Origin of the sequence: Psychrobacter sp. DD43 (assembly GCF_904846555.1) — a bacterium.
GTDB lineage: Bacteria > Pseudomonadota > Gammaproteobacteria > Pseudomonadales > Moraxellaceae > Psychrobacter > Psychrobacter cryohalolentis.
Genome location: NZ_CAJHBE010000005.1, coordinates 29976 through 51791 on the forward strand (window position 1 = coordinate 29976; position 21816 = coordinate 51791).

Below are 21816 nucleotides of genomic sequence, written 5' to 3' on the forward strand. Positions count from 1 at the left end.
GTGTGCTGACAGTCGTTTCATTCAATGATTGGCAGCTCACTATATCTGTTTATTATTTATTAAAAGACGATAAAATACTTGTAATATCAAATCCTAAGATGCATGGTTATCTTAGGATTTTTTTATTTGTTGACCAATAGCAAGGTTATAAAGTGTCTAATTCGATTTGATAGTTGTGTAATATCTTGTTAAGGTGAGCCCCTTCAAAAACTGAGACGACTAAATGGATCATGTAAAAGTTGGCCGCTTGGGCCCTTTTCCACGGGTGAGTAAACCTGTGTTCTTAACTTCAGCACTATTAATTCTGGTGTTTATCATCTTTGGTGCTTTTTTTAATGAGCAAGCAGAACTGGTATTTGGTCACGCAAAAGCATTCGTGTCTTTGCGCTTTGGCTGGTTCTTTATTGTGGTGGTTAACTTAACGCTAGTGATGAGTATTTATATGATATTCAGTCGCTATGGCGATATCAGGCTTGGTCATCAGAACGAGAAGCCCGAGTATAATATAGTCTCTTGGATTGGCATGCTGTTTTCAGCTGGCATCGGTATTGGACTGCTCTATTGGGGCACCGCTGAACCCTTGTACCATTTTATGGCGCCGCCATTGGGAGAGCCCGAAACGATCGCCGCCGCCAAGCAAGCGATGAATATCTCGTTCCTGCATTATGGCTTACATGTGTGGGCGCTCTACGGCATGGTTGCTTTGTCATTGGCTTATTTTCACTACCGAGTGGGCTTACCACTAGCAATCCGCTCGACACTTTATCCTATATTGGGTAAGAAAATCTATGGCGGTTGGGGTCATACGGTTGATACGCTAGCAGTGTTTGGGACGATGTTTGGGGTAGTGACGACGTTAGGTCTTGGGGTATTACAAATTAACTCAGGTCTTGAGACGTTATTTGGTATTCCCAATAATATTACAGTGCAAATTATGTTGATTGCCTTTATCACTATGCTGGCAGGACTGTCTCTATTTATGGGACTCGATAAAGGAATTAAGCGCTTAAGCGATACCAATATATTATTTACTGTGATATTACTCAGTTTTGTGATTATTTTAGGACCAACTCAGTTTATCTTCAATAGTTTTGTAGAAAATATCGGTAATTACTTACATGAGATTGTACCACTAGGTCTTTGGACAGAATCTTATAACGGTGAAGAAAATTGGCAAGCCTCATGGACGATTTTCTATTGGGCATGGTGGATAAGTTGGTCGCCTTTCGTTGGGGTGTTCGTGGCTCGTATCTCTCGTGGTCGTACGATTCGTGAATTCATATTGGGAGTGTTGTTGATTCCTATTACCATATTGTTCTTATGGTTTACCGCTTTTGGTGGTTCAGCCGTTAATATGGAGCTAATGGCGGCGGCGGACCCCAATATTATCAGTCCTGGCTTGATCGAGGCCGTCCAAGCAGATACTGGCAGTGCCATCTTTAAGTTGATGGAGTCTTATCCGCTAACATCGGCTGTGAACTTGCTCATCGTGGTAATGATTGTTCTTTGGTTTGTCACGTCATCGGATTCAGCCAGTTTCGTCATTGATATGTTGACCTCAGGGGGCGATGCCAATCCACCGAAAATTCAGCGCTTATTTTGGGCGGGTACCGAAGGTGTTATTGCGGCGGTACTATTGGCAGCAGGTGGCTTGAGTGCGCTACAAGCGGCTTCCATTGTGTCAGGTTTTCCTTTTGCGATAGTGATAGTCGTAATGATGTATTCGCTACTACGTGGCTTAAGTCGTGACCGTTTGATATTGTATCGCAATCAGCAATGGTTTATCACCGAAGAGTCAGCAGAGCACAATTCAGCCAATGAATTTCGTGATGAAGACTTGCTTACAGGTCCGCCTGATATTGAAAAGCCTGAAGGTTAAGAGTTTTTTAGACAATGTTTAAATAATACTTAAGCTGAAAAATAATTCAAAAAGCCCCAGCTTTATCATAAGTTGGGGCTTTTTCATTTCTACTGATATATCTATAGTCAATCCACTGTAAATCAAACACAATGCTACAGGGATAAATTTTGCGTCGCCTCTGTCTGCGCAGGCACAGGCACAGCAAGCAAAAAAATTATACCAGTAGCGCGTTATAATATTTGTACTTATTTTATTTAGGATCGACTATATTATGATGAAAAGTATTTGATTAGAGTTACCAGAGGTAGGATATAAACTACACACATTGTCCTTTTACATAACCGACTGCAGAGGTAGTACCACATGCTGAACAGGCGTTGCCCGCAGTACGATAACTGACACCTGATTGGTTTTTTACAGTGACACAGACAGGATCATACTGTGCGGTACACATGGTTTGCTCAGGATTAAAGGGTGGGCATTTATTGAAAGGATTGTTAATTGAGCCTTGATTTCTGCTAGCACTGTGGTCTTTGTTGTTTTCAGTGCTATGAATAGGCGGCTCAGAATGGGTGCTGATTGGAAGATTATTACAACCAGATAATGTGATGGCTACTGAGAGCCCTAGTATTGACAGCCACGGTTTAGATAAATGATTCATAATGATGTTTCCTTATAAATAGCGCTCGATAACTTCCTGTTATCAACAGTCAACGACAACCATATCAGAAATAGAATGATACAAATGGATAGTAACTTATTTAGGGGAAGTCATCCACCACATCATATGATAAGTACAAAATAAAATCGAGAAAATTATATATGTATATATAGTCAGGGAAAAGTAATATCGATACATCAAGTACTGCTGATATTAATTTTTCTTGCTTGCTGTGCCTACGCAGACAGAGGCTGCAAAAAATTTATACCAGCAGCACTGTAGCGTTTTTGAGATATTTTAACTATAGCTATACTACTGCTATGTATTTTGCTCAATGCCTGAGAAAAGCTGCAAAAACTTCATAGCAATAGCATTGTTGGCTTTAATAATAGCTTTCTATCATTTACAAGCAAATAAAAACCCCAAACTTAATAGTAAGCTTAGGGTTTTTTATTTGCTCAAAGATAATTTCTGCCACTAAAGATGCTCAGATAAATATCTTTAACCAAGCATAACTGTTTTATTTAGCAGGCTTATCATCTTGATTAAGCTGAATATATTTATCAAAGTTCTGCGCATAATCAGTCAAGTTGTCGCTCAGCATTTGGCGATATTGTTTGGTATAAAATTCGACAATATCATCCTTTTCTTTGGCAAAATCATCACCTTTTACAAAGCCGATTGAGGCGACCGATGCGCTATAACGTGCTGCGGCATAAAGCAGTGACGCACCTACTTGACCTGAGTGCGCATCAGGACCTAATTGACTGTTTGCTACACCAATAATGGCATCAGCACGTTGATAAAACGACTGCATTTCAGGGGTGATTTCAAGACTTGCATCAATCTCATTGTTTTGAGCATTCTCTTGAGACATAAACGACTCCTAATAATGGTAGGTAAATTTAAATGTATCACAGCAGTCTAATAACTGGATAAGATAATAGGTACAAAAAGGGTTTTAGCAAAAATTTTATAAGCCAGCATCCGCTTTTAAAATCTCAGCTTTGTCAGTTTTTTCCCACGTAAAGGCGGTTTCAGAACCTTGGCGACCAAAATGTCCAAAACTAGCGGTTTGCTGATACATCGGCTGCAATAAATTCAGCATACGAGTGATACCATACGGACGTAGGTCAAAATGTGTACGAATCAAACTAATGATTTCATCGTTGCTAATTTTGTTAGTACCAAAAGTATTAATCGAAATAGAAGTCGGTTCAGCAACGCCAATGGCATAGCTTACTTGTACTTCACAGCGATCGGCAATACCAGCAGCGACGATGTTTTTAGCCACGTAACGCACCGCATAAGCCGCACTGCGATCGACTTTTGAGGGATCTTTACCACTAAATGCGCCGCCACCGTGACGCGCCATACCGCCATAAGTATCAACAATAATCTTACGACCGGTCAGTCCTGCATCACCAACAGGACCACCGATGACGAATTTGCCAGTCGGGTTGATATGATAACGTGTACCAGCATGTAGTAGCTCTGCCGGGAGTACTTGTTTGATAATTGACTCCATGATCGCTTCTTGTAAATCGGCTTGCGAGATACTTGGATCATGCTGCGTAGATAAGACGACCGCGTCAATAGCAACAGGTTTATTGCCATCATATTTAAGCGTGACTTGTGCTTTGGCATCCGGACGTAACCAAGGTAGTTCGCCTGCGCGGCGCAACTCCGACTGACGCTCCATCAAGCGATGAGCATACTCGATAGGGGCGGGCATCAATACTTCAGTCTCATTACTAGCATAACCAAACATCAAACCTTGGTCACCAGCGCCTTGTTCTTCAGGGTCAGCGCGGTCAACACCTTGGGCAATCTCAGGCGATTGTTTACCAAGCATATTAATAACCGCACATGTCTCGCCATCAAAACCCAAGTCTGAATGATGATAACCAATGCCATTAACCGTATCACGCACGATACGCTCAACGTCGATATTTGCCGTGGTGGTTATTTCACCTGCCAATACGACAGCGCCAGTTTTGACTAGGGTCTCACATGCCACGCGTGCATGTAAATCTTGCCGTAAGATCGCATCAAGGATAGCGTCTGAGATTTGATCAGCCATTTTGTCAGGATGACCTTCGCTCACAGATTCTGAGGTAAATAAGTTGTATTCGCGCATAATAGGATCGCTTAATTGAATCAGTAAAGATAGGAAAAAGCATAACGTCTGGGCGCTGCTTTAATTGGTATTGGCCAAACAATGTATTGCTTGGTGTTTAATCGGTACTACTTAATTCACTTATTCATAAATGCATGTGTTATATAAATTTACATAAGGCACAGATGTTTATAAATCATATGGGGTCAGGCTAAGAGAACGATAGCTTTACGTTGTACTATATCGAATTATTAACTGACAACGTGCTTGAAGCTGTCGCCAATCATACGTCTATCAACTGATTATCAGCAGGATCAAAAATATGACGTACTTGCCTAAAAATACGCTTATTCTAACTCGAAACGCAATAAAACTCTAGTGAGCTGCGCTCGTTCTATTATAAGTAATGCTCAATCATGACATTATTATAATTTAGCATAAGTATATTGATCGATAGGCTCTGCGATCATTATCATCTGCTCACGTTACAACTCTAAAAATACTGCTTTATCCTTAAACATACATTCGTCATAAACAGGACAAGCGCCGCATTTTGGGGTGCGAGCCTGACAAGTATAGCGCCCATGCAAAATCAAGTAATGATGAGCATCAACGATAAAGTCATCGGGGATACGTTCGACCAGTTTCTTCTCAACGATTAAGACGTTTTTGCCAGTGGCAAGTCCCGTACGATTACCCACTCGAAAAATATGGGTATCAACCGCCATCGTCGGCTGTCCAAAGGCTGTATTTAGAACTACATTCGCCGTCTTGCGCCCGACACCTGCTAGAGACTCTAAGTCTTTTCGGTTATCAGGAACGGTGCTATTAAATTTCTCAATCAAGTCACGGCAAGTTTTGATGACGTTTTTGGCTTTGGCATTAAACAAGCCGATATTCTTAATATAGGATTTCAAACCTTCTTCGCCTAAAGCGAGTATTGCCTCAGGCGTATTCGCCACCGGATAGAGCTGATTGGTGGCAATATTGACGCTGACATCAGTCGCCTGCGCTGATAATATGACTGCGATAAGCAGCTCAAAGTTACTCTTATAATTGAGCTCAGTCACTGGCTCATCAATTGTCGCCGCCAACTTCTCAAAAAATGGACGCACATCACGGTTGGGCATGCGCCTCGATGGCGGAGTATCAGCTGTTTTATGTTTGACGGTTTTACTCATGGTATTTTTACCATTATTTTGTTCATTGGTTATTCAAAGTGGATATTGGCTATTAAAGTTGTGCAAGCTCAGCTTTTAATTCATTCAATTCTGCTTGTTTGCTTTCATTGGGACGTACGCTAAGCTGCTTTTCTAACTTCTTAATTTTACTGCGCAGCTTTGCCGCTGCAATAGTGTTTTTTGCTTGAGCTTCACTGATATTTAACGACTGACTGGCGGCATTATTCAGTTTTGCCTCCACCATGCTAACCACGGGTCTACTATTGCTGCTATCCGCAAGTTGCTTGCTCACACGATTTAAATGGGTATGATAACGCTGTCTCAAATCCTCTTGCTCAAGGGTGCGCTCAGGTGTCGAAAGCGTACGCTCAACCGTGACCAAATCGATGCAGTCAACAGGGCAAGGCGCTATACATAATTCACAGCCCGTGCATAAATCTGTAAAAATAGTATGCATATGCTTGCCAGTACCAACGATGGCATCAACAGGGCAGGCGGGAATACATTTGGTACAGCCAATGCAATCATCTTCACGAATAACGGCGCGCACTTCAACAGGCCGCTGCGAAGTAGCATCTAACGGCCATTTTGAAGGTTCAGCGCTTAATGTTGGCATATCAGCATCGATAATCTGCGCGATAGTATCCGTCACTGGCTGACCACCCGGTACACACTTATTATGTGGCTCACCATTTATCACGATAGCAACTGCATAAGGTAAGCAACCATCAGCATGGTCGCATAGACCGCACTGTGTTTGCGGTAGGCTGCCATCAATGCGCGCAATTTTTTCCTGAACATCAGCAGGCAATGTTTCTATCTTCAGCGAATCGAATAAGATTGGCAGATTGTTTAAACGGATATGATTGCTGTTTTTATTCATGGTGCTTTGCATTTAATGTAAAACCTTTATATCAGTGCTAGATGCTGATATCAAAATAAATAGGATAATAGTGGTAAGGATAAATGCTGAATGAGGCGTTGATATGATAGATTAAAGCAAAATACCTTGCTCATTGGCAATTTGCGCAATCAGCTCATAAGCAATGCTACCCTTAAAGGGGATTTTTGGCAGCTTTGATAGATCGAAAAAATCTGCATGTGATAGCTCATCTTCTTGTATAACGATATCGCCATCTGCATAAGATGCTCGAAAGCCCAACATCAAATTAGACGGAAACGGCCATGGCTGACTGTTCACATAGCGAATATCGGACAAGCTAAGACCCACTTCTTCTGCCACTTCGCGTACCACAGCATGCTCTAGACTTTCACCTACTTCTACAAAGCCTGCAATCAAACCGTATAGTAACGGTTGGGTCGACTGTAATAAATGAGAAGCTGTTTTTTGCTGACCGTAACGATGATGATGAGCCAATAAAATTTGCATTTCACCCGTTTGTGGGTTGGGTCGAGTAATGGCGGTAATGACGCAGGGCTGTACACGCGGATACTGACGCAATCGACAAACGTCACAAACCATAGCACGCTCACCGCATTTGGCAGCTACAGTGCGTGCCGCGCAGCGACTACAAAACCGTGTATCTGCTTGCCAACGAAGTAGTTGTATGGCTTGGCTAAGCTGAGCAGCTAATGCTATGGGCAGGTGCGTGATAAGCTGTCGATAAGGTATAAAAGTGTTAATACTGTTCTCTACATTGCTAATAACGCTACTATCCAAGTCACTACTTGTTAATTCATCACTGTCTAAAATACTGGGCAAGGCGATATTATGTGCTATTGCATAATCGTAAGTGATAGCGCGGCTTGCTTGTACAGTGACAGCATTAGCGTTATCAGTATCATCTACATCACTCGGCAGCCAGCTATTGGGCGCTACGCTATCAAACAATGTAACCTGTCCTAATTGATAAGCTTGCTCACTACTGACATCAGAGTGTGCTAGCTCAACCTGTAAAGGCCACCAGCCATTAGGCGTTTGACGACATAAGATCGTTTCATCAGATAGTACAAAGGCGCAGATCATCATATAGTTTTCCAAACGGTCAAAGACAAGCTCATATCAGCTTGTCTTTGTATAAAAATTTACATAAATGATTAAGCGGCAAGCAATTGGCTTAAGCTATGCTGCCCAACATCCAATGCTTGTTTGCTGACAGGGCGATTGTTCTCGAAACCGTCTAGATGATGGTCAACTGCCATGATAACATCAGCAATATAAGATAAGGTGCCATCATCGATACGATTACCACTATTGATACGTTGCTGTAAATAATTTGCCAATTGACTGAGCATACTGGCAGGCGTTGGCAATTGCAAGAAGCGTACCGCACCGCTTACTTGACGCAGCATTTCAGGGGTATTTTGAATATTAAGAATATCGCGCTCAGGCTCCGCAAGGTAGTCATTGATTGCTTGTTCAGCACTGGCAATTGCCGTACGACTCTCTTCTATCAAGGTATCATAAGCGGTATTCAGCTGATGTAGTGAGATATGAGGATTGTTCAACGGCAGATAAATTGCACCTGGAGTATGCATCTCAGCCATGGCGATGGTCGCGTTTTCTGCATGCATGAGTGCCAATAATAAATGATCAAAATCTTCTGGAGTAGGCGAGCGCCATGTGTTGACGGCTTCTGACGCTTTAATCAGGCTATTGGCGGCATTAGATAGACCAAGAAGATGCAACGCAGAGCTTAAAGTAGTGAGTTCTTCAATAATTTGCGAGGTCTGCATATCGACTGGATTGATTGAGTCGCCACGGGCATAGCTGTCGACATTTTCTTTAATCGTATTGATTTGAGTCTGGATAATGATATTCAAAGTATCCGTCAGCTCACGGTTTGGACCAAACAAGAAGCGCTCCATCTGCTGGCGCTGTGGATCTTCTAAACGGTTGGCGGCGTATTGATCGCGCAGTATTTTTGCCGCTTCAGTATCACGTTGTCCGGCAAAACTGACCAAATCAGCAAAACGCGTATCCATGACAGGCAAATAGCTTTGGAATTGCTGCTCAACATAAATAAGCGTGTGCTTTTGAGTGATATTAAGCGGCAGGATGGCTGCGATATCAGTGACCGCAGCGGACGCTGCTTGCCAAAATAGACTGCTGGTATTTTTCGCTATCAAAGCACAGGCAGCTGACATAGCATCCAATTTTTGCTGATCATCTTGATTGATGTTGCCATCCCGATTGATCAAAGTAACGCCAAGCCCACTACGATAAGCATAGGTCAGTAGCTCTTGATCAAGGTTGAGCTCATTTAGCGGCTGAAAATTCTGTTCAGGATTGGCAATAATGACGCTACTATTACCAAAAGCAGAAAAATAATCAGCAGCAATAGGCACTATTTGGCTATGAGCATTCAGCTTATTAATAATAGGTAGTAATAAAGTAGGCTCTACCGACTCAGTCAGCAGCACAAATTCAATATAACGATCAAGCGTCATGATCGCTTCGGACAGATCCATGATTAAGTCAATATCACTATTGTCGCCACTGTCATAAAGCTCCTGTAAACCGTGTACAATCGCATTATTGAGTGCCTCTGCACCCACCAAAGATATCAGCTCAAAAATACAAGAAAGCTGTTTTAATACAATAATAGAGTCTAATAATAAGGGCGCTTGGCTATTGTCGTCATTAAATTCGCCCAAATGAATCTCAGTATCTTTAAGTATGACCTTGACCTCATCGTGCAATAAGTGCAGCGATGGCAAATTAAAGTCAGTAACACTAAGCGTTGGCGCGGTCAATTTTATTTGCGTAGAGTGGTTCATAATTATTTTTTCCATAAGATACTGACGAAAATAGCAAATAGTTAGAGAGTAAATTAAAAAATAGCGCTAGATAAGGTTTTACTTTTTATCGTTATAATAATCAAGACTATATTCTCTAATCGCCAATATAAGAAGCGATTTTAATGCCTGTTACATTTTGGCTTTCAGCTCAGGATAATCTTCTGCGAGCGACGCATACCAGCTTTGATTGGCGCCCTCATCAGTACTTGACTCAAGCAATAAAGCCGCTAAATTGGCAAAGCTAGCATGGGCTGTGTGTCCGCCATCCGCTTGCGCGTCATCCTCAATGCCTAGCGTTACTTGTCCGCCAGTCATCGCCAAATAGACTTCTGCTAAAATCTCTGAATCTAGTAATGCCCCGTGAAAGGTACGGTCTTGCTTGCCCACGTCTAAACGACGTACGAGAGCATCAAGAGTATTTTTCTGTCCAGGATACTGCTGCTTTGCCATGACCAGTGAGTCGGTCACTTTTACTCGCTCAGCAAAGTCATGCATGCCAACTTTGGCAAACTCCATATTTAAGAAGTTCATATCAAACGAGGCATTATGAGCGATGACTTCTGCACCATCCATAAAGTCATAGAGCGACTGCGCGACTTGGTCAAAGGTTGGTTTGTCCGTTAAAAACGCTTCAGAAATACCGTGAATTCGAATAACTTCTTCATCCATACCGCGCTGTGGGTTGATATAGACGTGGAGCTTTTCGCCGGTGAACTTACGTCCGATCATCTCTACAATACCGACTTCGATAATGCGATCGCCTTTTAGCGGATCAAGACCGGTGGTCTCAGTATCCATAATGAGCTGACGATCTGATTCATGACGATGGATTGGCTTGGGTAGCAGCGGTATAAAATACGGATTGGCACGGCTGGTATCACCATCGAATTTTGGCGTATCTGCTTCAACATTAGTAACCATGTTGGACGCATGGTTATTGATGCTTGTATCAATCAAAGGCGTCTGGGCATCTGGCATTTCTATAGCACTCATTGAATTGGTGGCATTGTACGGACTAATATTTTCTTCAGCGAAAGCATGAGTATTTATTACACTGTCATTATAACTTTGATTCTCTAGTAGTTCGGCATCAAGCTCATCATCCATCATATCAAAACCTAATGGATCAAAATTTAGCCAATCATCGCTGCTTGATGGCTTTTTATCAGCCATTATTGGCTCTTTTTTTTTAGTACTATCTTGAACGTCTGTTATCAAATCTTCACTACGTGAGGTCACACCTAGGTTTGCAAGCTCATCCGCTTTTTCATTACCAGCATTACCAGCATGACCTTTTACCCAATGCCAATCAACATCGCGTTTCTGACAGAGCTCATCGAGTCGCTGCCATAGGTCTTGATTGGCGACGGGTTTTTTACTGGCCGTTTTCCAGCCTCTTTTTTTCCAACCTTCAATCCACTCAGTGATGCCTTTTTTGACATAACTTGAGTCTGTCCAAATCTCGAGTTTCTGCTCATGCGAGCTATGGGTTAATGCTTGTATCGCACCCATCAATTCCATACGATTATTGGTTGTTTCTTTATCACCGCCATAAAAATCCTGCGTCCGTCCGTCGCTAAATATCAGATGAGCGCCCCAGCCACCAGCACCAGGATTGCCTTTACACGCGCCATCTGTGTAAGCAACCGTAGTATCTGCTTTGGCAGCCAATGGGTTTATGGCATTACTGGTGTTAAATGGCTGCGCTGCGCTGCGATTTTCTGACATAAAAATTTACTGACCTAATAGAGAATAAATACAGGATATAGCGAAGCGATTTCACTGATATATTGGAGGCTTATTTTAGCTACCTATGTTGGAATTGAGTATAACAAATCCAGCGTTAATAGGGGCAATTGCCATGCACAAAAAACCAAAAACAGATATCCTAATAGTAAGCTTATCGTTTTCTGTTAAAATAGAGCGGTTGTAAGGATATGTCTAGCCAGACATTAACTATAATTTGCTTAACTAAAGCTTTCAATGCTCGAATTCAGGGTTACCCTATGATGTCATTAGCCTCAAAATCTTCTTCTAAAAACCGCAGCCATTTGATGATTGCGATGGCTGCGAGCAGTATGCTGCTTTTGAGTGCTTGTAATGATAGTAATACTCAAGCGGATACCAAAAAGGTTGAGAAGGTAGCAGATTTATCTATCTTTGAGGGCTGTTACACCGTCAGTCATGATGAGCCGGCGCAAATAAAAGTCAGCCAACAGGGCGGCGCATGGGTCATGCAGATGAAAGAGCCTGCAAGTGCCAAACGTGTTTGGGATGATGCTGAGCCGTTAGAGATAATTGAAAATAGCGATATACCACAGTTTTTCTCTATTGATCCTGATAATGTCGATGCGGTGATTGGTCGTCCGGATAGAGTGTTGGTATTAGCTCATGTTAAGCCTGTTTATGCCAATATCGATCCGCTACTTGATAGTGAGTACTTGTCTTATATCTATAAAGGGGCAAACACTATTTACCGAGTCGAATGTGATGACGTCAATACTGATATTTTGGCCAATCCTCATGCCAATATTGTCATTGATAATGTTAAAGAGACTATTTAGTTAGGTATTATCAGTCAATACTACATATCTGTTATTTATGATAAAAAGTGCTTTTTTATCAATACAATTTTGTTATAAACCGTCGTATCATTAGAGTCAGGTAATATGAATTTTTTTAGTTATGTGGTGTTGGGTGGATTTTCTTATGCGGCTGGTTGGGCGATAAGAACCTATGTATTAAACAAAAAACCTGAACCTGAGCAGCCTTACAATCTTAAGCATCCAGTTATCTTGGCATATTTGGGCGGGTTCTTTATTGTTATGCTGATTGTCTCATGGCTCATCGGTCGCTACGTGCTTGGACATACCACTATTGATTTGCCGTTCATCGTTATAAACAGCCTCGTTGCGACCTTTGTCTATTCGTTCGGTCTCAATCCAGAAAAAGCCCGTTATGATGTGCCGGATTAATGGTTTATTAGATAGGTAAACTCCATAAAGATATGGTTGCTCTCATATAAAGACACGGTCAATGTGTACCTCATTGACCGTGTCTTTATAACAAATGCTATATTAAGTTATGCTAGGTATATCACTTAATATAGATGACTAAATAGCTATGACGACTTTTTAGTATCTACCTTATCGTCTTCCGCTTTAGACTCTTCGTCTTTATCTGCTTTTTCCGTACTTTTATCTTTGAGCTTTTTATTAGTAGGCTTTGAGTCTTTATCTTTAGATGCGCTTTGTTTATCCTTCCAAGTTTTGTATTTCAATAAATCCTTTTCCATGAGCTTAAGACAGAATTTTAGTACCAAGGCATCATCGATTTGACCGATAAAGGGGATAAAGTCTGGAATAAGATCAATAGGGTTTATAACATAGAGCAGACCAACCACTGCCGCTGAAATAGTTTTATAAGGGATATTACGATAGTTACCTTGGTAGTAGTCTTTTACCAAGCTCATGAGCAATAGTAAATCCTTGGCATAACGTTCAAGACCGCGACCATTTTCAAGTTGGTCTTTTATTTTGTCTTCTTTACCCAAGATGAGTCTAATACTATCCATTAGGCTTTTATTCTCTTTCTCTTTGTCAGCCATGCTTATGATCCTTTTGTATTAGTAAATATTTATGGTTTATTGCGATTAATCGTTCTTTACTATAACAAGAGTAGCGATTTCATCCAAATAAGACGATGGGTGATTCTGTATTGTTTTGTTGACTAGCATAACAATGGGTTGAGCTACCCTAGACAATCTTAAACCAAATTGCCGTCTCAACTTCCGTTATAATGCAATGTTTCAAAGATAAAGGCTTAGCGCATGTTAAATGAAATCGCGTGCATTTAAAGCATCAATGCTAAATAAGTATCCTTGTTAAACAAGCATTAACTGAATAGTACAAAAGGTAAAATAATGACCAAGAAATTTTCTGAGCTGAATCGTCGCCAGTTTTTACGTCAAGTGGGAATCAGTGCTGGGGCAGGACTATTGGCAACTCAAAGCATCACTCAGGCGCTTGCTGCCAATACTATTCAGCAAGATAAAAGCACGCAGCTTACCAAAGATGATCTGCCATCAGGACAAGCACAACAAGCAGCGCCCGAAACATTGCAGGCGCAAACGAGTTGTATCACGCCAAATATTGAGACGCGGCTTTTTGCCAGCTCTAATGTCGGTGGTAGTGACGAGCGTAATGAATTGGCGTTAGATCGCATGGCTTGTGCGGGTTTTAAAGTGGATAATCCTGCGATTACTAAGCGCCAGTATTTGCGCTTTGCGGGTACGGATTCGCAGCGCGCGAGTGATTTGCAAAACATCGCTACGGGTGCGATCGCAGCACCGAAACTGCTACTTGGGGTACGCGGTGGCTATGGTGCTGTGCGTTTATTGCCGATGGTGGATTGGTCGACGCTGGGACGTATTATGAAGGAGCGCGGCACGATACTCGCAGGCTTTAGTGATGTGACCGCTATTCAATGCGCATTGCTGGCAAAGGGTGATATGAGTTCGCTTGCGGCACCGATGCTTTATAGTGAGTTTGGCAAAACCAAACCCGACCAAGTCAGCTGTCGACAATTTGTGGAAGCATTAACCAATCTAAATCTGGCTATCAACATACCAGACGCCTCTTTAACCAGTCCGAATTTACCGAGTATTCTGTCAAGTTCTGAGCCAAAAACGATAACGGGCGCTATGTGGGGTGGCAATTTGAGTGTCGTATCGGCGCTGGCAGGCAGTGAGTATTTGCCACGAATTGCTGGCGGTATCGTATTTTTAGAAGATGTCGGCGAGCAAGCCTATCGTATTGAGCGCATGCTATATGATTTGTATTTAGCAGGCGTATTTAAAGATCAGCAAGCCATCGTGTTTGGCGCGTTATCGGGTAGCGGTGAGGACAGCTATGACAAGCGTTACGATGTTGCCACCGTGATTCGTCAATTGCATCAGCTGACAGGATTGCCGATTTATAGCGGCATGCGCTTTGGTCATATTGGGCAAAAACACAGTTTTCCACTGGGGGCGACGTGCCAGCTTAGCGCCAATACAGTCGGTGGCTATCAATTGGTATTTAGTGATTATCCCACTATTAAGTCGGATGCCATTCATGTCGAAGGCTTATGGCAATAAAATTTAGCTCTACAAAAATTTTTGCCGTGATAAATTTTCTTTGCTTGCTATGTGACTTCGTCACTCCAGAAGCTGCAGAAAGCTTATCACGGCAGCAATGTATTACTTTCAAAAAACATCTACTATGAAGTTAGATTGCTAAGCGCGAAAACTTATCCTGATACTCTTTTGGTGTCAGCTCAGTAGCGCGTTTAAAAAGCCTAGTAAATGAGGAAATATCATCGTAGCCAACTTGCTCAGCGAGTGATTTTATCGTCACATCTCCCAATTCTAACAAACGCTTTGCCTGCTCAATTCTGACTGCTTGAATATACTCAATAGGCCGCATCGCCACGCAGGATTGAAAGCGTCTGTTTAAGGTACGCGGCGTGATATTTACCATGGCTGCCAAGCCGCTAACTTGAATAGGCTGTTTGAAGTTTTCCTCGATAAACTCTTGTACTTGCTTAACCAGCTGATCTGAATGTGGCTTATGCAATGTCACATTGGTATAGCTGTTTTGATTGCCTCTTTTACTATCAATAATCTGGGTTTTTGCCACTTGGGTAGAAATCTCACGCCCGCAATATCGCTCAATTAATAGCAATCCCAAGTCATAAAAGGCGCTACCACCTGCCGCACAAAATATATTGCCCGATTGATTCTTTGATTGAGTGACAAATTGATTCTCTTGCAAATCAACCAATGGAAAATCTGCCTTAAACTTACTGGCATAGCCCCAATGGGTGGTCGCTACTTTGCCATCGAGCAAGCCTGCTTTTGCCAAAAAGAAAGCCCCGCTACAATTACTAGCGATATCCGCTTTGGTATTCGCCAGTCGCTTGATGTGTGGAATTAAATCGCTATTTTGGCTCAATACTTTATCGATTGAATCGCCAATGGTTGGAATTAATAGTAAGTCGCACTCTGTGACTTCCTGAATATCGCAATGCGCTCGCATAATCAAACGATTGCTACATCTGATATCCGCGCCACCTAAGCTTGCAATCTGCACACTAAATCTAGGCTCTACTTCTTCATCCAAAAATCGTTGCCAGCTGACGCCAGTAAATGAAAATAAATCTAGCGCCCCAGCAAGCACACTGCCGAGTACGCCATCGAAGCCAACGATAATCACTTTAAACGGTTTGAAGTAGGGCAAAATTTGGCTTCCTTTAAGTGTATGCAAATTTATGGCTGATATTCACCAGCTGCACGATACGTAATTTGAAATTCACTCACTATAGGTTAGATGATATGTCTTATTTGACCATAATTATGTCATAAATGACAATACGGCAAGGCGGTAAATTAGATTAATATCAATGAATCACCAAATTTAATGAGTTAACGAGAATACTATGGCAGCAGATACGCTTATCAATGACTTTGAGTTACCGTTTCAATTATATGATGTATTGGGCACTGAACATTTAACCGAGCATCCAAAATTTGCAGAACATAGCCGCGAAACTTTTGATGCGGTACTCGACACCGCCAATAAAATCGCGACTCAGCTATTTTTACCGCACAACCACGTAGCAGATAAAAACGAGCCACAGTTCGATGGCAAAAAAGTCAGCATGATAAGTGACGTAAAAGTTGCCTTTGATGCGTTTCGTGAGTCGGGCTTCATCGCTGGTCGTTATAGCTTTGGCGATGGTGGCATGCAATTACCCGAAACGGTTATGACCGCAGTGGCAGGCTATTTTATGGCGGCCAACCCATCAACGACGGCTTATCCGTTTTTGACCACTGCAGCGATTAATGTTATCTCACATTTCGCCAGTGATGAGATTAAAAATGCCTTTATGCCGCGCATGTTGACGGGTGAATTTACCGGCACCATGGCGTTAACTGAGCCACATGCTGGCTCATCGCTTGCCGATATCAAAACCACTGCCGTCAAACAAGACGACGGTTCTTACCGCGTAAAAGGCAGCAAAATTTATATCTCAGCGGGTGATCACGAATTGTCTGACAATATCGTGCATTTGGTACTAGCCAAAGTGCCGGGCGGTCCTGGTGGCGTCAAAGGCATTTCTTTATTTGCCGTACCTAAGTATCGTCTAAATAATGATGCATCGGTTGGCGAGCGCAATGACGTGCATTTAACGGGTCTCATTCATAAGCTGGGTTATAGAGGCGCGACTTCTACCGCATTAAGCTTTGGTGATGCAGGCGAGTGCTATGGCTATCTTATCGGCGAAGAGCATTTCGGCTTGCGCTACATGTTTAAGATGATGAATGAAGCGCGCATCGCGGTGGGCTTTGGTGCTGCGATGATTGGCTATCGTGGTTATCAATACTCGCTTGATTATGCCAAAGACAGAACGCAGGGCAGAATTGCACCGAATAACAAACCTGAAGACGCGGCAACGGCGATTATTAATCATGGTGATGTCAAACGTATGTTGCTTGCGCAAAAAGCCTACAGCGAGGGCGGCATATCACTCTGTCTATATGGCTCAAACCTGATTGACCGTATCAATACTTGTGAAGATGCAACACTAAAAGCTGAGCTATCAGAACTGCTGGATTTACTCACGCCAGTGTTAAAAGCATGGCCCTCTGAATATGGTCCAAAAGCCAATGATTTAGGCATTCAAGTATTGGGCGGTGCAGGCTATACGCGCGAGTATCAAGCCGAGCAATTTTGGCGTGACAATCGTCTCAATCCCATTCATGAAGGCACAAATGGCGTGCAAGCGTTAGATTTGTCATTCCGTAAGTTATGGCAAAACAAGGGTCTTGGTATTCAAATTCTAAAACGTGAAATTACCCAAGACTTAGAAAGCATTACCACGCCCGAGACTGCTAAACTTGCCGGTAAATTGATGCCTTATATGGGTCATCTGCATGAAGTATTGGTGCATTTAAGTAAAATCCTGCAAACGGAAAAAGCACTTACATTAACGGGTAACGCACAAGCACTAATGAATATTTTTGCCTCTATCGTGGTCAGCTGGATTTGGATTCGCCAAGCCAGTAAAGCTGAGCAATTGCTAAGCGAGACAACAGATATTGAAAAGCAGAATTTCTATCATGGCAAATTACAAGCAGCCAAATACTTTATCGATTGGGAGTTGCCGTTAATCAATCGCGATATCGAGCTGTTAAATAATGACAATGCGGTATGTACCAATATGCAAGCAGAATGGTTTTAAGGGATTGTTTTCAATATAAGAACATGCCTGAATAATACGACCAATGTGATGCTGGGATGAATTTTTCGAAGCCTCTGGAGCGCACAGCAAGCGAGAAAAATTTATCCCAGCAGAGCGCTTTTTAATATATTTGGCTTATTTTGAATAAACTCTTTTTAAGCAAACGATAGCAATGGCTTTTTATAAAAATTTAAAGGAATAAATAATGACAACAATGAATAAGCAGTGGCGTTTAAAAGAAAGACCTGTTGGCGCACCGAGTGCGGAGACTTGGGATTATACTGAGTCAGAACTACCGACCATCACAGACGGTCAGTTACTGATAAAAATTGAATATATCTCGATGGATCCAGCGATGCGTGGCTGGTTAAACGACGCCAAATCTTATATCGAACCGGTACAAATTGGTGATGTCATGCGCGCGGGTACCGTGGGCGAAGTCATTGAAAGTAAGCATGAGAAGTTTGCCGTCGGCGATTATGTCTGTGGTCATAATGGCGTGCAGTCGTATGCGGTCAGTGATGGTACTGGGTTATACAAAGTCGATCCAAACCTTGCACCCTTATCTTATTACTTAGGCGTGCTCGGTATGCCAGGTATGACCGGTTACTTTGGCTTATTAAAAACTGGTCAACCAAAAGCTGGCGAGACGGTGGTCGTCTCTGGTGCTGCGGGTGCGGTTGGTGGTTTGGTTGGACAGATTGCAAAACTAAAAGGCTGCCGTGTCGTTGGTATCGCAGGCGGTGCTGGGAAATGTAAATTCTTAGTCGATGAGCTAGGCTTCGATGCTGCGGTAGATTATAAAAATGAGGATGTTAAAAAAGGCTTAAAGCAAGCTTGTCCAAATGGGGTAGATGTCTTCTTTGACAACGTAGGCGGCGATATCTTAAATGACGTCCTCACCCAAATTAATCTGCGCGCGCGTCTCGTGATTTGCGGTGCGATTAGCCAATATAACAACACCACAGCGGTAAAAGGGCCGTCAAACTATCTGTCATTATTGGTCAATCGCGCCCGTATGGAAGGCATCGTGGTATTTGATAATATCAAAGAATATCCAGTCGCCATGAAAGATATCGCTGGCTGGATTCAGTCAGGTGATATGAAAGTGAAAGACCATATCGTTGAAGGTATCGAGACGTTCCCTGATACTTTGATGATGCTCTTTAACGGTGAAAACTTCGGCAAACTAGTACTTAAGGTAGAGGGATAGATCATGACACTGAATACAAATGGAATTGCATCAGACGTAGCCAGTAACGTTTCTGGTAAACGTATTTTAATCACGGGCGGTGCGTCTGGCATCGGTGCGGCAAGTGCGTTATTGTTAGCCAGTCGCGGCGCAAAAGTCGTGATCGGTGATATGGCAGAAGAGATGGGCGCAGCCGTTGCCACGCAAGGTCAAGATGCGGGCAATAGTATCGTCTTTAAAAAAGTTGATGTGACGAGTGGCGACGAAGTGCGCGCATTATTTGCCTTTGCCATGGAAACGTTGGGTGGTCTTGATGTCGTGGTAAATAATGCGGGTATCGACCATCAGCCTGCACCGATGCATGAGCTAAGCGATGAGGACTTTGACCGTAATATTGCCGTTAATCTAAAAGGCGTCTGGCATTGCATGCGTGCTGCTGTTACTTGTATGGCAGCCAATGGCGGCGGTCACGTGATTAATGTCGCCTCTATCGCAGGACTTCGTTCTGCACCACTACTGTCAGCGTATAGCGCCGCGAAGCATGGCGTGATGGGACTGACGAAGTCTGCTGCTCATGAATATGCGCGCGTCAATATTCGTTTTAACGCCGTTTGTCCAAGCTTTATTGATACGCCAATGGTGCAAAATACCATGGCGAAGATGGGCGAGCGCGCGCAAAAAGCAACAATTAATGCCAGCCCGCTACGCCGTTTAGGGACAGTTGATGAAGTATCCGGCGCGATTGCATGGCTGGCGAGCGATGAAAGCAGCTTTATGAATGGTCATGCCTTTACCCTTGATGGTGGCATGTTGGCTTAGCTGACTTAATGCAATTTCTTAAAACGATTGGTATGAAATTTCTAAGCTAAGTATCTCAGAGCTGGTAAAAATTTTCTTGCTTGCTGTGTGCGTTGCACTCCAGAGGCTGCAAAAATTTCTTCCAGCTCTGCTACACATTTAAAATGTATAAATAATATATTTAAAGATATAAGGAATAATAATGAAAGATTTATTTGATTTAACGGGTAAGATTGCTTTGGTCACAGGTGCTAGTCGTGGTATTGGCGAATCTATTGCACGCTTATTAGCTTCTAGAGGCGCGCACGTCATTGTCTCTAGCCGCAAGATTGATGCTTGCCAAGCAGTGGCAGATAGCATCGTCGCTGATGGACATAAAGCTAGCGCCTTTGCTTGTCACGTGGGCGAGATGGCGCAGATTGACGCAATTTTTGAGCACATCAAAAGTGAGTTTGGTCAAATTGATATTTTAGTCAATAATGCCGCTACCAACCCTTACTACGGGCATATCTTAGATACCGATTTAGCAGCGTTCGATAAGACCGTTGAAGTCAATATTCGTGGTTATTTCTTTATGTCGACAGCTGCTGGCAAAATGATGAAAGAGCAGGGCGGCGGAGTGATTTTAAATACCGCCTCGGTCAATGGCTTGGTCGCGGGTGACAAGCAAGGCATTTATTCAATCACTAAAGCTGCTGTCATTAGCATGACCAAATCTTTTGCCAAAGAATGTGGCCCATTAAACATTCGTGTTAATGCGCTGCTGCCTGGTCTGACCGATACTAAGTTTGCCTCAGCATTGACCACCAATGATAAAGTCTTAAAAATGGCGCTCCATGCGATTCCATTAGGACGCGTGGCTAATCCTGACGAGATGGCTGGCACGGTATTGTACCTAGTGTCTGACGCCTCAAGTTATACCACGGGCGCAACGATAGTCGTTGATGGCGGGATGTTGGCTTAGTTAGCCGTTCGCCCTCTAAAAGTAGAGCCATTTCTAAAACCGTATGCTGATAAATGGCATACGGTTTTTTATTTGGTTATAGTAAGTACTAATATTTTAAGTAACATTGTTTGAAATAATAGTATTTAAGGAAGGAATAAAGCATGCAAGCATCTATTGTTAAAAAATTTTCCAATATCAAAACATGGTTATTCGTTCCAGCCACTCGCATAGATAGAGTGGAAAAAGCCTTTGCCAGTGGGACAGATGCAGTGATTGTGGATTTAGAAGATGCGGTTGCTACAACGGACAAAGTGCAAGCTCGCAAAGATTTACAAGTTTATTATAATAGTCAGGCTTATCAGCCGATTTGGGTACGCATCAATAAAGCAGGTAGCGAGGAGTTTTTCAAAGACGTGGTGTTATGTCAGAAAATGCCCAATCTCGCTGGCGTGTTACTAGCCAAAGCTGAGCAAGCATCAGATATTGAAAGTGTGCATCAACTTACGGATTTGCCCGTCATTGCATTAATAGAGACAGCGCTTGGTTTATATCAAATCGATAGTATGGCAAAATCTGCTGGACTGCTTGCATTTAGCTATGGGTTTTTAGATTTATGCAATGATTTACAGGTGCACGTAGGTACAGCGGCAGCAGATGTTATTGCCAATCAAATTCGTTATCAGCTTTTACTCACATCAAAAGTACATCAATTATTAGCGCCTATTGATACAGTTTATACTGATTTTAACGATGGTAAGGGGCTTGGGCAGCGAGTGCAATTATGGTCACAAATGGGCATATCCGGAATGCTTTGTATCCATCCAAAGCAAGTAGCAACTGTTAAGCAATCTCTGCAACCGACTGACGCCGATATTGAGTTTGCAAGACGTGTGATAGAAGAATACGAGCGGAGCGGGCAGGCGATATTTAAAATAGATGGCAAGATGGTCGACGCGCCCGTAATTGAGCGCTGCCGTCAGTTGCTGAGTTCATAAGATGTTTTTTAATAGAAT

At 42.6% G+C, this 21816-nt stretch carries 19 protein-coding genes; 9 read left to right on the forward strand and 10 right to left on the reverse strand.

Translation table 11 applies throughout. The annotated features are described in order from the left end of the window. The first annotated feature begins 223 nt into the window (after nucleotides 1-223). Nucleotides 224-1879 (forward strand): BCCT family transporter, encoded by a 1656-nt coding sequence (locus JMX89_RS03900; RefSeq protein ID WP_201531489.1) that lies wholly within the window; start codon nucleotides 224-226, stop codon nucleotides 1877-1879. A 298-nt stretch (nucleotides 1880-2177) separates the two neighbouring features. On the opposite strand, the gene JMX89_RS03905 is transcribed toward JMX89_RS03900, so the two are convergent. The 8 genes from JMX89_RS03905 to dnaQ all read right to left on the reverse strand — a co-directional run bounded on the left by JMX89_RS03905 (nucleotide 2178) and on the right by dnaQ (nucleotide 11312). Further along, nucleotides 2178-2522 carry a hypothetical protein gene (locus tag JMX89_RS03905; RefSeq protein WP_201531491.1) on the reverse strand — a complete coding sequence of 115 codons (345 nt, stop codon included), beginning with the start codon at nucleotides 2520-2522 and terminating at the stop codon, nucleotides 2178-2180. 520 nt (nucleotides 2523-3042) lie between these two features. After that, a complete protein-coding gene (locus JMX89_RS03910; RefSeq protein ID WP_011513191.1) occupies nucleotides 3043-3399 on the reverse strand; it encodes a DUF3144 domain-containing protein in 357 nt (118 codons plus the stop codon). A gap of 96 nt (nucleotides 3400-3495) precedes the next feature. Continuing rightward, a complete protein-coding gene (metK, locus tag JMX89_RS03915) occupies nucleotides 3496-4662 on the reverse strand; it encodes a methionine adenosyltransferase (RefSeq protein WP_133105351.1) in 1167 nt (388 codons plus the stop codon). A gap of 464 nt (nucleotides 4663-5126) precedes the next feature. Next, complete coding sequence (gene nth / locus JMX89_RS03920; RefSeq protein ID WP_011513193.1) at nucleotides 5127-5822, reverse strand: endonuclease III; 696 nt, start codon at nucleotides 5820-5822, stop codon at nucleotides 5127-5129. A gap of 52 nt (nucleotides 5823-5874) precedes the next feature. Next, nucleotides 5875-6717, reverse strand: coding sequence for an RnfABCDGE type electron transport complex subunit B (locus tag JMX89_RS03925; RefSeq protein WP_201531493.1), 843 nt, complete (start codon nucleotides 6715-6717; stop codon nucleotides 5875-5877). Between the two features lie 99 nt (nucleotides 6718-6816). Beyond that, a complete protein-coding gene (gene nudC / locus JMX89_RS03930; protein WP_201531495.1) occupies nucleotides 6817-7812 on the reverse strand; it encodes an NAD(+) diphosphatase in 996 nt (331 codons plus the stop codon). A 68-nt stretch (nucleotides 7813-7880) separates the two neighbouring features. Further along, entirely contained in the window at nucleotides 7881-9563 is a 1683-nt protein-coding gene (locus tag JMX89_RS03935; RefSeq protein ID WP_227673001.1) for a hypothetical protein, read from the reverse strand. 150 nt (nucleotides 9564-9713) lie between these two features. Further along, nucleotides 9714-11312: a DNA polymerase III subunit epsilon gene (dnaQ, locus tag JMX89_RS03940; protein ID WP_201531499.1), complete on the reverse strand. Its 1599-nt coding sequence runs from the start codon at nucleotides 11310-11312 to the stop codon at nucleotides 9714-9716. 278 nt (nucleotides 11313-11590) lie between these two features. Here dnaQ and JMX89_RS03945 point away from each other — a divergent pair, with 278 nt between their 5' ends. Next, the gene (locus tag JMX89_RS03945; protein WP_201531501.1) at nucleotides 11591-12148 is read left to right on the forward strand and encodes a hypothetical protein; all 558 of its coding nucleotides are present in this window, start codon (nucleotides 11591-11593) and stop codon (nucleotides 12146-12148) included. 105 nt (nucleotides 12149-12253) lie between these two features. Continuing rightward, nucleotides 12254-12559 carry a hypothetical protein gene (locus JMX89_RS03950; RefSeq protein ID WP_133105358.1) on the forward strand — a complete coding sequence of 102 codons (306 nt, stop codon included), beginning with the start codon at nucleotides 12254-12256 and terminating at the stop codon, nucleotides 12557-12559. Nucleotides 12560-12705: 146 nt separating this feature from the next. On the opposite strand, the gene JMX89_RS03955 is transcribed toward JMX89_RS03950, so the two are convergent. Further along, nucleotides 12706-13191: a YkvA family protein gene (locus tag JMX89_RS03955; RefSeq protein ID WP_201531502.1), complete on the reverse strand. Its 486-nt coding sequence runs from the start codon at nucleotides 13189-13191 to the stop codon at nucleotides 12706-12708. A gap of 315 nt (nucleotides 13192-13506) precedes the next feature. Here JMX89_RS03955 and JMX89_RS03960 point away from each other — a divergent pair, with 315 nt between their 5' ends. Beyond that, nucleotides 13507-14721, forward strand: a complete 1215-nt coding sequence (locus JMX89_RS03960) for an LD-carboxypeptidase (RefSeq protein WP_201531504.1) — start codon at nucleotides 13507-13509, stop codon at nucleotides 14719-14721. 130 nt (nucleotides 14722-14851) lie between these two features. Here JMX89_RS03960 and JMX89_RS03965 read toward each other — a convergent pair whose 3' ends face one another. Next, nucleotides 14852-15862, reverse strand: coding sequence for a GlxA family transcriptional regulator (locus JMX89_RS03965; RefSeq protein ID WP_201531506.1), 1011 nt, complete (start codon nucleotides 15860-15862; stop codon nucleotides 14852-14854). Nucleotides 15863-16061: 199 nt separating this feature from the next. On the opposite strand from JMX89_RS03965, the gene JMX89_RS03970 reads away from it, so the two are divergent. The 5 genes from JMX89_RS03970 (at nucleotide 16062) to JMX89_RS03990 (ending at nucleotide 21798) form a co-directional block, all read left to right on the forward strand. Then, nucleotides 16062-17867: an acyl-CoA dehydrogenase gene (locus JMX89_RS03970; RefSeq protein ID WP_201550897.1), complete on the forward strand. Its 1806-nt coding sequence runs from the start codon at nucleotides 16062-16064 to the stop codon at nucleotides 17865-17867. A gap of 205 nt (nucleotides 17868-18072) precedes the next feature. After that, nucleotides 18073-19080: an NADP-dependent oxidoreductase gene (locus JMX89_RS03975; protein ID WP_201550899.1), complete on the forward strand. Its 1008-nt coding sequence runs from the start codon at nucleotides 18073-18075 to the stop codon at nucleotides 19078-19080. A 3-nt stretch (nucleotides 19081-19083) separates the two neighbouring features. Then, complete coding sequence (locus JMX89_RS03980) at nucleotides 19084-19878, forward strand: SDR family NAD(P)-dependent oxidoreductase (RefSeq protein ID WP_201550901.1); 795 nt, start codon at nucleotides 19084-19086, stop codon at nucleotides 19876-19878. Between the two features lie 181 nt (nucleotides 19879-20059). Next, entirely contained in the window at nucleotides 20060-20821 is a 762-nt protein-coding gene (locus JMX89_RS03985) for an SDR family oxidoreductase (RefSeq protein ID WP_201550904.1), read from the forward strand. Nucleotides 20822-20964: 143 nt separating this feature from the next. Further along, a complete protein-coding gene (locus JMX89_RS03990; protein WP_201550906.1) occupies nucleotides 20965-21798 on the forward strand; it encodes an HpcH/HpaI aldolase/citrate lyase family protein in 834 nt (277 codons plus the stop codon). Nucleotides 21799-21816: the final 18 nt, after the last annotated feature.